10 protein-coding genes are annotated in these 13,284 nt (G+C 72.8%); 2 read left to right on the plus strand and 8 right to left on the minus strand.

Annotated features, from left to right (window positions below; translation table 11 throughout):
* The 3 genes from glmS to VF746_05945 all read right to left on the minus strand — a co-directional run.
* The coding region (gene glmS, locus VF746_05935) for a glutamine--fructose-6-phosphate transaminase (isomerizing) (protein HEX8691936.1) at nt 1-1,708 on the minus strand (1,708 nt) is incomplete at its 3' end.
* A gap of 518 nt (nt 1,709-2,226) precedes the next feature.
* Nucleotides 2,227-5,622 (minus strand): adenylate/guanylate cyclase domain-containing protein, encoded by a 3,396-nt coding sequence (locus VF746_05940; protein HEX8691937.1) that lies wholly within the window; start codon nt 5,620-5,622, stop codon nt 2,227-2,229.
* A gap of 348 nt (nt 5,623-5,970) precedes the next feature.
* Nucleotides 5,971-8,241: a Tex family protein gene (locus VF746_05945; protein ID HEX8691938.1), complete on the minus strand. Its 2,271-nt coding sequence runs from the start codon at nt 8,239-8,241 to the stop codon at nt 5,971-5,973.
* A 127-nt stretch (nt 8,242-8,368) separates the two neighbouring features.
* Here VF746_05945 and VF746_05950 point away from each other — a divergent pair, with 127 nt between their 5' ends.
* Both VF746_05950 and VF746_05955 read left to right on the plus strand, forming a co-directional pair.
* Entirely contained in the window at nt 8,369-9,334 is a 966-nt protein-coding gene (locus tag VF746_05950; GenBank protein ID HEX8691939.1) for a hypothetical protein, read from the plus strand.
* Nucleotides 9,331-9,873, plus strand: a complete 543-nt coding sequence (locus VF746_05955; protein HEX8691940.1) for a DUF6036 family nucleotidyltransferase — start codon at nt 9,331-9,333, stop codon at nt 9,871-9,873. Before VF746_05950 ends, VF746_05955 begins: the two co-directional genes overlap by 4 nt.
* Before the next feature lie 83 nt (nt 9,874-9,956).
* On the opposite strand, the gene VF746_05960 is transcribed toward VF746_05955, so the two are convergent.
* The 5 genes from VF746_05960 to rplS form a co-directional block, all read right to left on the minus strand.
* Complete coding sequence (locus tag VF746_05960) at nt 9,957-10,724, minus strand: hypothetical protein (protein ID HEX8691941.1); 768 nt, start codon at nt 10,722-10,724, stop codon at nt 9,957-9,959.
* Nucleotides 10,725-10,940: 216 nt separating this feature from the next.
* A complete protein-coding gene (locus VF746_05965) occupies nt 10,941-11,366 on the minus strand; it encodes a hypothetical protein (GenBank protein ID HEX8691942.1) in 426 nt (141 codons plus the stop codon).
* Between the two features lie 2 nt (nt 11,367-11,368).
* Nucleotides 11,369-12,079: a ribonuclease HII gene (locus tag VF746_05970; GenBank protein HEX8691943.1), complete on the minus strand. Its 711-nt coding sequence runs from the start codon at nt 12,077-12,079 to the stop codon at nt 11,369-11,371.
* Between the two features lie 111 nt (nt 12,080-12,190).
* Complete coding sequence (locus VF746_05975) at nt 12,191-12,733, minus strand: nuclear transport factor 2 family protein (protein HEX8691944.1); 543 nt, start codon at nt 12,731-12,733, stop codon at nt 12,191-12,193.
* A 189-nt stretch (nt 12,734-12,922) separates the two neighbouring features.
* Nucleotides 12,923-13,270 (minus strand): 50S ribosomal protein L19, encoded by a 348-nt coding sequence (gene rplS, locus VF746_05980; GenBank protein HEX8691945.1) that lies wholly within the window; start codon nt 13,268-13,270, stop codon nt 12,923-12,925.
* Between the last annotated feature and the right edge of the window lie 14 nt (nt 13,271-13,284).

Genomic DNA, 13,284 nt, shown 5'->3' on the forward strand with positions numbered 1-13,284 from the left:
CGTGGTCCACCACGTCCAGCAGCTCGTGGTCGTCCTCGCTGATCACGCCGATGATGCAGCCGCCGCGCGCCTTCACCTCGTCGATGTTGCTGCGCACCTTGTCGTAGACCGCGTCCTTGGGCGCGATGATCACCACCGGCATCTGCTCGTCGATCAGCGCGATCGGGCCGTGCTTCATCTCCGCCGCCGGGTAGCCTTCCGCGTGGATGTAGCTGATCTCCTTCAGCTTCAGCGCCCCCTCCAGCGCCGCCGGGAAGTTGTAGCCGCGCCCCAGGTACAGGAAGTTCTTCGAGTCCCTGTACTCCTCCGCCAGCTTCTTGATGGCGTCGTCCAGCTCCAGCAGGTGGGAGACCTGCTCGGGGAGCTGCTGCAGCGCCCGCACGATCTCGCGGCCGCGGCTGGCCGAGAGCGTCCCGCGCAGCCGCCCCAGGTGCACGGTCATCAGCGCCAGCACCACCACCTGGCTGGTGAACGCCTTGGTCGACGCCACCCCGATCTCGGGCCCGGCGTGCAGGTACACCCCCGCGTCGGTCTCGCGCGCGATGGTGCTGCCCACCGCGTTCACGATCCCCAGCGTGGTGGCGCCCTGCTGCTTGGCCTCGCGCATGGCCCACAGCGTGTCGGCCGTCTCGCCGCTCTGGCTGATGGAGATGGTGAGCGTGTTCGGCTCCACCACCGGGCGGCGGTAGCGGAACTCGCTGGCGTACTCCACGTCGGTGGGGATGCGGGCGATGTCTTCCAGCATGTATTCGCCGATGAGGCCCGAGTGCCAGCTGGTGCCGCACCCCAGGATGATGATGCGCTGGATGTCGCGCAGCTCCTCGTCCATCCCGGTGAGCCCACCCAGCTTGACGCTCCCCTCCTCGGCCAGGAGCCGCCCGCGCATGGTCTCGCGCAGCGTGGTGGGCTGCTCCATGATCTCCTTGAGCATGAAGTGCGGGTACCCCCCGCGCTCCACCTCGTCCAGGTCCCAGTCGACGTGGCTGATCGGCCGGTCCACGGGGCCCTGCCCGCGGCGGTGGACGGTGTAGCCGTTCTCCGTCACCGTCACCATGTCGCCGTCGTCCAGGTAGATCACGTCGCGCGTGTGGGCGATCACCGCCGCGGCGTCGCTGGCCACGAACGTCTCGCCGTCGTCGCCCACCCCGATCAGGAGCGGGCTGCCCAGCCGCGCCGCCACGATCTTGCCGGGGTCGCGGGTGGAGATCACCGCGATCCCGTAGGTCCCCTCGATCATCCCCAGCGCCGCCTCCACCGCGCGCTCCAGCTTGCCGGCGCGGTGGTCGCTGGTGGTGTTGAAGATCTCCTCGATCAGGTGCACCAGCACCTCGCTGTCGGTCTCGGAACTGAAGACGTGCCCCTTCTCCTGCAGCACCCTCCGGAGCGCTCCGGCGTTCTCGATGATCCCGTTGTGGACCACCGCGAAGTCGCCCTTCTCGGAGGTGTGGGGGTGGGCGTTCGTCTGGTTGGGCGGGCCGTGCGTGGCCCAGCGCGTGTGGCCGATCCCGTAGACGCCGTCCACGGGGTCGGCCGAGATCAGCTTCTCCAGTTCGGCGATCTTGCCGGCCTCCTTGCGCACCAGCAGGTTGCCGTTCTTCCCCACGGCGATCCCCGCCGAGTCGTAGCCGCGGTACTCCAGCCGCTTGAGCCCCTGGATCAGGAGCGGGGCGACCTGCCGGTCGCCGATGTATCCCACGATCCCGCACATGGCCGATCCTCTTGTTCTGGAAGGTGTTCCGGAACTCCCGCCCCGGCGGTGCCGTGCCGCCGAAACCCACGGCGGGTGCTCGAACCAGACTTGCGTGGATTGTCCCGGACCAATCAAGATTCGAGCCAGCCATTTCGGCATGACGCGGCCCCCGCCGGCCGCGGGAGCGGGGGCTGAAACTACGCGCCGGAGACGCCGGTGCCTAGTGCGCCCCGACCACCCGCGACACCCCCTGCATCGGTGTGATGCCGACTTCTCCGATCCCATTTCCGGAGGATCGTCCGGATCAAGACCGGCAGCTGAAATGTCTCACACGGAGTCAACGGAGTTAACGGAGAACTGTGGGGTTCTCTGTTGACTCCGTTGACTCCGTGTGAGGCTTTTCGTCGGCAGATCAGGGTCAGAACCGTTTTGGGAAAAATGGTACGATCCCACGCTGCCGGGCATGCGTTCTGGTTCCCAAAAGAAACAGATTGAACTTTGTCCAGGAATTCCGCTGTACCCCGTCCCCCCCGCCGTCAGGCCTCCACCAGCTCCGCCTCGCGCCCCGGCGTCTGCAGCAGCGCGCGGGCCTGGCACACCTCCTCCAGCTCGCCGGCGTCGGACAGGGCGCGGCAGGCCTCCTCCAGCGCGGCGCGCAGCTCCGGGTCCACCCCGCCGCGCAGCCGCGCCAGGTCCACCAGCGCGCGCAGCAGCAGGAGCGGCGTCCCCGCCGCGCGGGCGATCTCCACGGCCCGCTCCAGCTGGGCGCGCGCCTGGTCGGCGCGCCCCAGCCGCCCCAGCGCGACCGCCTGCGCCCGGTGCACCTCGGCCTTCCACCACGTCCCCGGCGCCTCCTCCTCCAGCAGCGCCTCCAGGCGCTCCAGCAGCGGCTCGGCCATCTCCACCCGGTCCGCGCTCAGGTACGACTGCGCCAGCACGTGCACCCGGTACATCCCCGGGCCCGCCCCCATCCCCCGCATCAGTCCGTCCACGTCCACGGCGGCGGCCGCGGCCAGCGCCTCCTCCAGCCGGCCCTGCGCGGCCAGCGCCCAGGCGCGCATGGGGGGCGCGTCCAGCCCCCAGTGCGGGAACCCCTCGCGCCGGGCCAGCTCCTCGATCTCGTCGGCCACGGCCAGCGCCGCCTCGGGCTCGCCCCGGAAGAAGTGCAGCGAGGCGTTGAAGGTGAGCGCGAAGGCCAGGCTGTGCGGGTGGTTCAGCTCGCGGGCCAGCTCGGCCGCCCGCCGCGCGCGCCGGAGCGCCTCGTCGGGGTAGCCCAGCGCGAAGTGCACGAACGCGCTGTAGCTCCACGCCACCACCCCGAAGTCCTGCCCCATGGCGTGCGCCAGGGCGAAGTGCCGCGCCGGGTCGTAGAGCTTCAGTCCCCGCTCCAGGTGGTCGCGCGCGTCGGGGAGCGAGCCGCCCTTGAGCAGCGCCACCCCGATCGCCACCAGCGCCGGCCCCTCCCACTCCGACTGCCGGTCGGCGGCGGCCGAGCGCAGCATCTCGCGCGCGAGCTCGAACGCCTCGGCCACCTCCGAGCGGACGAAGTACGCGGCGAAGAGGCCTCCCATGATCTCCAGGTGCTCATGCTCCACCCCCAGCGCGCGCGCCAGCGCCAGGGCGCGCTCGTAGGTGTCGCGCACCTCCTGCGCGGCGTGCCCCTGCGTGACCACCAGCGCGGGCCCCAGCGCCACCAGGAGCGCCAGCTCGCGCCGGTCGCGCTCCGGGCCCGCGGGGAGGCTCTCGAGCAGCTCCAGGCCCTGGCGCAGGTGCGCCACCGCCTCCTGGTTGGCCGAGCGCTCCACCGCCCGGCGCCCCGCGCGGGTCCAGGCCGCGACCGCCGGCTCCGGGAGCCCCGCGGCGGTGTAGTGCTGCGCCACCCGCTCCGGGTGCGCCGCCGCCTCGTCGGGGAAGCGCTCCTCCAGCGCGAGGGCCGCGCGGTGATGCCAGGTCTGCCGCACCCCCCTCAGCAGCGACTGGTACGCCGCCTCCTGGATGAGCGCGTGCTTGAACGAGTACACCGCGTCGGGCGGCACCCCGCGCTCGTAGAGGAGCTCCGCCTCCACCAGCTGCACCAGCGCCCGGCGCAGCTCCGCCTCGTCCACGTCGCTCACGGCGCGCAGCAGCTCGTAGCCGAACTCGCGCCCCAGCACCGCGCCCAGCTGGGCCAGCTCCTTGGTGGCGGCCAGGCGGTCGAGCCGCGCCTCCAGCCAGTCGTGCAGCGTGGCGGGGATGGCCAGGGGCGGGAGCACCCCGCCCACCAGCTCGTAGCGGTCGCCGGCGTCCCTCAGGAGCCCCGACTCCAGCACCATCTTGGTGAGCTCCTCCACGAAGAGCGGCACCCCGTCGGTGCGCTCCAGGATCTGCGCCGACACCTCGGGCGGCAGCGCCTTCCCCCCCGTGAGGCGCGCGACGATCTCCTCCACCTCGGGCTGCCCCAGCCCCGCCACCGAGAGGACCGACTGGTGGGCGAGGCGGCCCCAGGGCGGCTGGAAGTCGGGGCGGTGGCTGAAGAGCGCCAGGATGCGCTGCGTGGGCACCTGCCGCACCAGCACCCCCAGCAGCTCCAGCGTGGAGGGGTCGGCGAAGTCCAGGTCCTCCACGCAGAGCAGGAGGGGCCGCTCGGCCGCCGCTCCGGTCAAGAGCTGCAGCAGCGCCGAGCGGGTGCGCTCGGCCCGCTGCTGGGGCGACTCGGCGCCCGCCGCGCCCCCCTCGTAGGGGAGCGAGAGGACCGAGGCGAAGATCGGCATCATCTCGTCCAGGGGGAGCCCCTGGTGCTCCAGCAGGCTCCCCAGGCAGTGCAGCTTGCGCTCGGGCGGCTCGCCGGCGGGGCACCCCAGCAGGTCCTGCAGCAGCTCCACCACCGGCTGGTAGGCGGTGGTGTGGAAGTACGGGAGGCAGCGGGTGTCCAGCACCAGCACGTCGGCGCCCACCGCGGCCGCGAAGGCGTGCATCAGGCTCGACTTGCCGATCCCCGCGTCGCCCGACACCAGCACCACCTGGCCGCACCCCTCCAGCACGTGCTCCCAGCACCCGCGCAGGAACGCCAGCTCCTGCTCGCGCCCCACGATCGGCTCGGCGCGCTCGGGCCGGTGCGCCGCCGCCAGCTCGGACGCCAGGTCGCGGGTGATGCGGCAGAGCTGCACGGGCGCGGGGATGCCGGCCACGCTCCGGGCCCCCAGGTCCTCGCACTCGAACTCGCCGCGGATCAGCCGCTGGGTGTCGCCGCTCACCACCACGGTGTTCGGCTCGGCCAGGCTCTGCAGCCGCGCGGCCAGGTTGGGGGTCTCGCCCAGCGCCAGGTTCTCGCGCCGCTGCCCCGCCCCGATCTCGCCGATCACCACCACGCCGGTGTGGATCCCCACGCGCACGGCCATCCCGATCCCGCGCTCCTTCTCCAGCCGCTCGCCCAGGCGGCGGATGCCGCGCACCACGGCCAGGCCGGCGCGCACGGCGCGGCTGGCCTCGCGCTCGGTGCTGTGCGGGTAGCCGAAGTACGCCAGCACGCCGTCGCCCAGGTACTGCGCGATGTAGCCCTCGTTGGTCTCGATGGCCTCGGCACACACCGTCTGGTACGCGGCCACCACGTCGCGCAGCTCCTCGGCGTCGAGGGTGGCCGAGAGCCGGGTGGAGCCCACCAGGTCGCAGAACATCACCGTGAGCTGGCGCCGCTCGGCGTTGTTGTGCGCGAACGGGCCCGAGGGCGGCGCGTCGGCGGCGGGGATGCCGATGTGGATCGGCCCGTCGGCGGGGGAAGCGGGCGCGCTCGGCGGCGCGTCGGCGGAGAGCGGCGAGCCGCAGTAGCCGCAGAAGCGGAAGCCCGCGGGGTTCTCGCGGCCGCACGCGGGGCACTGCGGCGCCAGCTTCGCGCCGCACTGGCCGCAGAACTTCATGCCGGGCGGGTTCTCGAACTGGCAGCTGGTGCAGCGCATGGTCGGGGCCCGGGAGCGGCAGGGGGTGGCCGGAAGGAGCGGCGCCGGACGAACGGCGGTTTCCGTCCGGAGCGGAACCGCCGCCTCTAAGGTGTTGTCACCAAACGCCGAACGCAAGGAAGCCGATGATCTTCGATCGACGTGGGTCGGATCACCGCACCTCCATCTCCGTCTCAGTACGAACGATGGTCGGGCAAGGATTTATCCTACCGGGTCCGGAACGACTTTTCTCACGCAGAGTCAGCAGAGGACTGCGAGGGGTTCTCTGCTGACTCTGCTGACTCTGCTGACTCTGCGTGAGGCCCTGCCGTTTTCCCGGTCCGTCGGCCGGACGAGGTCCGCATCCCTCTACTTTCTTACGATCCGCATCCCGTTCGGCGCGAAGCCTGGCTTCGGCGGCTCGGGGGCGGGCCTGCGCTCTCCCCCGCCCTTCCGCCCGTCGCCGTCCTTCCTCTGATCTCCACTCTTCTGCGTCGGACGCGGCGGCGCCGACGGGTCCTTCATGCTGAGGGCGATCCGCTGGCGCTTCACGTCCACCGAGAGCACGCGCACGGTGACGCGGTCGCCGGGGCGCACCACCTGGTTGGGGTCCTTCACGAAGCGGTTCGACAGCTCCGAGACGTGCACCAGCCCGTCCTGGTGCACGCCCACGTCCACGAAGGCGCCGAACGCCACCACGTTGGTCACCGTCCCCTGCAGCGTCATCCCCTCCTTCAGGTCCTCCAGCGTCTGCACGTCGTCGCGGAAGACGGGCGCCTCGAACGCCTGGCGCGGGTCGCGGCCGGGCTTGCGGAGCTCCGCCAGGATGTCCTCCAGCGTCGGCAGCCCCACCCCGTCGCCCACGTAGCGGCGCGGCTCGATCTTCGCCACCGCCGCCTCGTTCCCCACCAGCGACTCCAGCCGCACGCCCACGTCGGCCGCGATGCGCTCCACCAGCGCGTAGCGCTCCGGGTGCACGGCGCTCGCGTCCAGCGGGTGCTCGCCGCCGCGCACGCGCAGGAAGCCGGCGGCCTGCTCGAAGGTCTTCGGCCCCAGCCCGGGCACCTTCGTCGCCTCCGCGCGCGAGCGGAAGGGGCCGGCCGAGTCGCGGTGCCGCACGATCTTCTGCGCCACCGTGGGCCCGATCCCCGCCACGTAGCCCAGCAGCGCCGGCGAGGCCGTGTTCAGCTCCACGCCCACGCGGTTCACGCAGCTCTCCACCGTCTCGTCCAGGCGCCGCTTGAGCTTCACCTGTGACACGTCGTGCTGGTACTGGCCGACGCCGATCGACTTGGGGTCGATCTTCACCAGCTCGGCCAGCGGGTCCTGCAGCCGCCGCGCGATGGACACCGCCGAGCGCAGCGTCAGGTCCAGCTCCGGCAGCTCCTCGCGCGCCAGGTCGCTCGCCGAGTAGACCGACGCCCCCGCCTCGTTCACCATGACGACCACCGGGCGCCGCTCGGCCGGGATCTCGCGCACCGCCTCCTTCGCCAGCTTCTCCGTCTCGCGGCTCGCCGTGCCATTGCCCACGGCCACCAGCTCCACGCCGTGCTCCTCGACGATCCGCGCCAGGTCGCGCCTGGCCCGGTCTTCCTGGTGCAGGTAGACGTGGCCCGTGGCCAGCAGCGCCCCCGTGCGGCTCACCACCGCCAGCTTGCACCCGGTGCGGTAGCCGGGGTCGATCCCCAGCACGGTGCGCTCGCCCGCGGGCGGGGCCAGCAGCAGCGCCTCCAGGTTCTTGCCGAAGATGGCGATCGCCTCCTCGTCGGCGCGCGTCTTCAGCTCCATGCGCACCTCCACCTCGACGGAGGGGGAGACGAGCCGCCGGTACGCGTCGTCGACGGCCTGGCCCATCTGCTCCGGCGCGCGGTGGTCCGCCGTGTACTTGCGGCGCAGCACCGCCAGGATCTCCTCGTCGGGCGCCACGATGCGCGCGGTGAGGAACTCCTCCGCCTCGCCGCGGCGGACGGCCAGCACGCGGTGGCCGGGGAGCGTCTTCACCGGGCCGGAGAAGTCGTAGTAGTCCTGGAACTTGGAGACCTCGCCCTCCTTCCCCCGCGCCGCGCGGCTCTCCAGCACGCCCTTCTCGCGCACCTGCTCGCGCACGTACGCCCGCGTGGCCGCGTCGTCGGACACGCGCTCGGCCACGATGTCGCGCGCCCCCGCCAGCGCGTCGTCCACGCCGGCAACCTGCTTCTCGGGGTCGACGAACGCCGCGGCCGCCTCGTGCAGCTCCGCGTCCGACGTCCTCCCCGCCCACAGCAGCTCGGCCAGGGGACCCAGCCCGCGCTCGGCGGCTATGGTTGCGCGGGTGCGGCGCCTGGGCTTGTAGGGGAGGTAGAGGTCCTCGAGCGCCTGCTTGGTCTCCGCGCGCCCGACGGCGGCCCTGAGCTCCGGCGTGAGCTTCCCCTGCTCGTCGATGGACTTGAGGATCGCCGCGCGGCGCTCGTCCAGCTCGGTGAGGTACTCGTGCCGGTCGCGCACGTCGCGCAGCTGCACCTCGTCCAGCTCCCCCGTCGCCTCCTTCCGGTAGCGGGCGATGAAGGGGATGGTGTTCCCCCCGCCGAGCAGCTCCAGCGCCGCGCGCACCTGCGGCACGCGGAGCCCCAGCTCCGCGGCGATCTTCTCTGCGTAGCTCACTTCGGTTCCGACTCCACACCCCTGGAAGGTGAATCTCTCGCGACACGCCGTATCAGCGGCGTTGCTTCGGGCACACCGATGGCTTAAACTATAACGAAGTTCTTCTCTAATAGTTTAGTTTCTGCACATGCGCCCGATCAAGACCCAGCAGAACGCGCTTGAGGCGCCGCTGAACCGCATCCTCGGCACCGAGGCGAACGTCCGCATCCTGCGCGAGCTCTGCCTCGCCGGGGGGCCGCTGGCGCGCACCGAGCTCGCGAGCCGCGCCGAGCTGTCGGTTCCCGGCGTGTTCGCGGCGCTGGAGAAGCTGCGCCGCACCGGCATCGTGTCGTTCGTCGGCGCCGGCGCGCGCCAGGCCGTGCAGCTCCGCGAGGAGCACCCCCTGCACGCCTGGCTCGCGGCCCTCTTCCAGGCCGAGGCGGCGCGCGGCGCTGCCCTGGCGGACGAGCTGCGGGCGGTGATCGAGCGCACGGAGCTAGGCGTCCGCGCCGCCTGGACCGAGGCCCACGCCGGCGAGCCCGACCGGCCCCTGACTGTGGGGGTGCTCGCGGCGGCGCGCAAGGCGGCGAGCCTGGCCGGCGCGCTGCGGGAGGCGGTGGGCGCGGTCGAGCGGCGGTACGACGTCACCGTCGAGCTCCGGGTGTGGACCGGGGCGGACCTCCTCGCGGCCGGTCCGGAGGAGAAGGCCCGCCTGGAGAAAGCGACCCCGCTGCTCGGCCCGCATCCGCTTACGTACGCGGACGCCTCCCGGGCGCCGGCCGCGGAAGCGCCGCGAAAAGCGGTGACGCACGAGGAGAGGGAACGCCAGGCGCTGCGCACCGCCGCCTGGATCGCGCGGCGGCTGGACCGCGACCCCACCCTGCCGCGCCGCGCGCGGAGCTGGCTCGTCCACCGGACGCACCGGGCGTCCGAGCGCGAGGCGAACGAGCTGGCCGAGTGGCTCCACCTGCTGGACACCGCGTCGATCCCCCGGCTGCAGTACGTCCTCCTCGATCCGGGGGAGTGGCCGACCCGGCTGCGCCAGAGCAACCCCTTCCTCCCCGCGCTGACCGACGCGGAGCGGGCGGCCCTCCAGGCGGAGACGGAGCGGTGACCCGCGCGGAGCTCGAGCACGCCATCCGCGCCGCCTGCGACGTGGCCGGCGAGGACGAGGTGGTGGTCTTCGGCTCGCAGGCCATCCTGGCCCAGTACCCGGACGCCCCCGCCGCCCTGCGGCAGTCGATGGAGGCCGACATCGCGCCCTGCTCGGGCGACCCCGCGGCCGCCGACCGCATCGACGCGGTGCTGGGCGAGGACTCGCGCTTCCACGCCACGCACGGCTTCTACGTGCACGGGCTCACCGTCGAAGCCGCGTCGCTCCCGCGCGGGTGGGAGCGGCGGGTGCGCCGCATCCAGACCGCCGGCACGCTGTACAGGACGGGCAGGTGCGTCGAGGCCCACGACCTGGCCGCGAGCAAGCTGGCCGCGTTCCGGGAGAAGGACCGCGCCTTCGTGCGCACCCTCGTCGCCGAAGGCCTGATCCGCGTCAACAAGCTGAAGCTGCGGGTGAGCCAGCTCGAGCGGCCGGAGAGCGAGCGGGAGCGGATCGCGCGCTGGATCGACGCGACGGTGAGAGACCTGGCGCAGAGCTGACCGGATCGTCCCCCACACGGCTCATCGCGTCGAGGCCGCGAGGAGCCCGGGGCCGGGGCCGCCGCTGGAGCCACGGCTTTCGATCACCGGAGCCCGGGCGGCCAGGTGGCCGCCAGCTGTTCGTCGGCCGGCACGGCGGGCTCCAGCCAGCCGCGGCGGACCCAGCGCGAGGCGTCGCCGCAGCCGGCCGTGAGCCGCTGGCGGAAGAACGCCGGGCGCGCCCCGGGGCGGGCGAGCAGCACCGCTCCCTCGCGGCGGGGGCGGTCGCGATCCATGCCGCAGTCGTCGTGGCCCGTGTCGAAGGCGCCGAGCCAGCGGAGGCCGCGCCCGCCGGGCTCGACGGCGGCGAAGGAGGCGTAGGACCAGCTCTCGCCCATCAGGTAGCCGCCGTCGCCGATGAGCAGCTCCGACCGGCCGTCGCCGTTCAGGTCGGGGACGGCCGCGATGCCGGTGGCCGTCGTCACGAACGGGAAGTGCGCCACCACGCGCCCATCCTCCACCACGGCGATCCCGCCCAGTCCGCCGATCACGTGCGACACGAAGCAGTAGCGGTACAGGAGCACCCGCTGCCGCGCGCCCGGGCGCGTGAACGAGCCGTCCGCCGCACCCATCACCTCGAAGTCGTCGCCGCAGTCGTCGAGCGTCCCCTCCCACCGGCGATGCGCCGCCGGCCGCACTTCGCGCTGCAGCAGCAGGCTGTCGGCCGCGGAGGGCTCCAGCGGCGGCGGCGCCAGGCGCGGGTCGTACACCCGCACCAGCATCCGCGTGGTCTGTACGCGCGCGACGGCCGCGGCCGACACGGTGAAGATGCAGCAGCCCAGGAGGATGCGGGCGGAAAATGGAAGGCGCATGCGTGGGACGGGGGGACGCTGGTGGCCGATTCCGGAGCCGCTCCCGCCAGGGAGCGCTCCCAGGGGAATCGAGGGGCAGAGAGGTGTGGGGTGTGGGATACTGACGGTGGACTCACGCTCCACGTCACCACGCCGGGGGGGGGAAGGCTGAAAAGGGCCGGCGACCCGTGCGGGGTCGCCGGCCCCTTCGCCAGGCGGATCGAAGGTCGTCGGGGATCAGCCGCTCGCCGCACGGGCCGCCCGCGCCTCGCGCGAGCCGACGCGCGCGCCCAGGGCGGCGGCGACCATCTGCAGGAGGAGGAGGCCGGCGGTGAAGGCGGGCGAAAGTGAGTTCCACGTCTCGGCGTCGAAGGTCTCGCCGAAGAGCAGGTTGGCCAGGAACCACACCACGATCGAGAACAGCCCGATCCCCACCGCGTGCAGGATCGGCGCGGCGCCCACCCGCGCGCCCACGAAGTAGCCGCCCGCCGCGAACCCCAGGAACATCGCCAGCAGCACCCACGGGCCCCCGCCGTCCCCCGTCCGGTCGACCAGCCCCACCGCGATCAGCGCGATCAGGAGCGCCGAGGTGACCGCCGCGCCCAGGAACCAGCCGAAGGCGACCCACGAGGGGCGGACGTTCTGCAGGTGCTCGGTGTGCATCCTCAGTACGCTTCCTCTGCCAGCTGCGCGACGGAGAGCATGTCCTCGAAGGTGTACTGCACCGGCTGGAAGCTCTGTCGGTGGTGGCGCGTGGGGCCGTGCCGGTCCAGCGCCTCCAGGTGCTCCGCCGTCCCGTACCCCTTGTTGCGGTCCCACCCGTAGAGCGGGTGGCGCGCGGCGAGTTTCTCCATCAGCCGGTCGCGGGTGACCTTGGCCAGGATCGACGCCGCGGCGATGCAGTGCACCTTCGCGTCGCCGTCCACGACGGCCGTCTGCGCCTCCAGCCCCAGCTCGGGGACCGCCAGCCCGTCCACCAGCAGGTGCCCCGGCGGGCAGGAGAGGCGGCGGATCGCGCGCTGCATCGCCAGCGCCGTGGCCCGGCGGATGTTGATGCGGTCGATCACCGCCGGACTGGCGGCGCCCACCCCCCAGCAGACGCACGAGGAGACGATCCGCTCGTAGAGCGCCGCGCGCTTCTCGGGCGTGAGCTTCTTGCTGTCGTCCACCCCCTCGATCCAGCACCCCTCGGGGAGGATCACCGCCGCCGCCACCACCGGCCCGGCCAGCGGCCCCCGCCCCACCTCGTCGACCCCCGCCACGTGCGCGCAGCCGCGGTCCCACAGCCCCCACTCCGCCGCCAGCAGCTTCCTGAGGCGCGCTACGGTCGGCTTCCGCTTGCGTTTGGGGGGCTTCTTCTTCGACGAGGTCGCCACGGGGGAATGCGGGGAGGGAAGTACGCGGAGCTGGGGGACTGCGGAGAGGATAAAACAATCGCGGGGCGCGCACAACCGCGCGCCCCGCGACGGGTCCGCTTCGGGCGGACGTCAGTTGCCGCCGACCGCCGCCGCCGGCGCCCGGGGCGCGTCGGGGATGAAGACCTGCGTCTGGTACTTCCAGCGCCCGCGCTCCTCCACCAGCACGGCCACGTAGGTGCCGGTGACCGGCGACGCGGTCTCGCCCGGCGCGGAGCGCGGCTGGTACGAGAAGGTGCCGTACGCGTAGGCCAGCGCGCCGCTCGCCCGGAAGTCGGTGAGCGCCGTGCGCACCTCCGACATCTCGGCGACGGAGCGCTGCAGCCACTGCTCCACCGCGTTCTTCCCCTGCGCCTTCTCCTGCGCGTCGAAGACCACCGTGGCCGTCTCGGCGTAGCTGCGCCCCACCTCCTTCGCGTCGCCCCTGGACCACGCCTCCATCCAGTGCCGCACCAGCGCCTCGTGCGCGCGCAGCACGTCCTGGTTGTACTGGCTGCGGGCGACACCCCGCTCGGCTGGATCGCTGGGAGGGGCGCCCGGCAGCCGCTGCGCGGCGGCGGGGAGGCTCACGAGCACGAGGGCGAGCGGAAGAACGAAGCGGATGGCGTTGCGCATCGGGATTCTGCGGGAGAGCGTGCGTTGGGGAACGACGGGCCGTGCTGTTACTGCGGAGCCCCGGGGAAGTTCCGCCGAGAACGCGCGGCTGGACGAAGTTGTGACGACCCGCTCCTTCACGGCCGCGGGGCGCGCTCTGGCGGCGCGCCCCGCGTCGGGAAGGAAGCGTCGGTCCGTGCGGACGGGGTCCTACTTGGCGCGGCGCTCGCGGATGCGGGCGGCCTTGCCGCGCAGGTTGCGCAGGTAGTACAGCTTGGCGCGGCGCACCCGGCCCTCGCGCACCAGCTCGATCGAGGCGATCATCGGCGAGTGCAGGGGGAAGGTGCGCTCCACGCCCACCCCGCCCGAGATCTTGCGCACCTTGAACGTCTCGCTGACGCCGCCGTGCTTGCGGCCGATGCAGACGCCCTCGAACGCCTGGATCCGCTCCTTGTCGCCCTCGCGCACGCGCACGTTCACGCGCACGGTGTCGCCGGGGCGGAAGCTGGGGACGTTGTCCCGCAGGTACTCTTGCTGGGTCTCGATGAACGGATGCATGGCGATCCTTCCTT

It is taken from the genome of Longimicrobium sp., from assembly GCA_036389795.1.
Classification (GTDB): domain Bacteria; phylum Gemmatimonadota; class Gemmatimonadetes; order Longimicrobiales; family Longimicrobiaceae; genus Longimicrobium.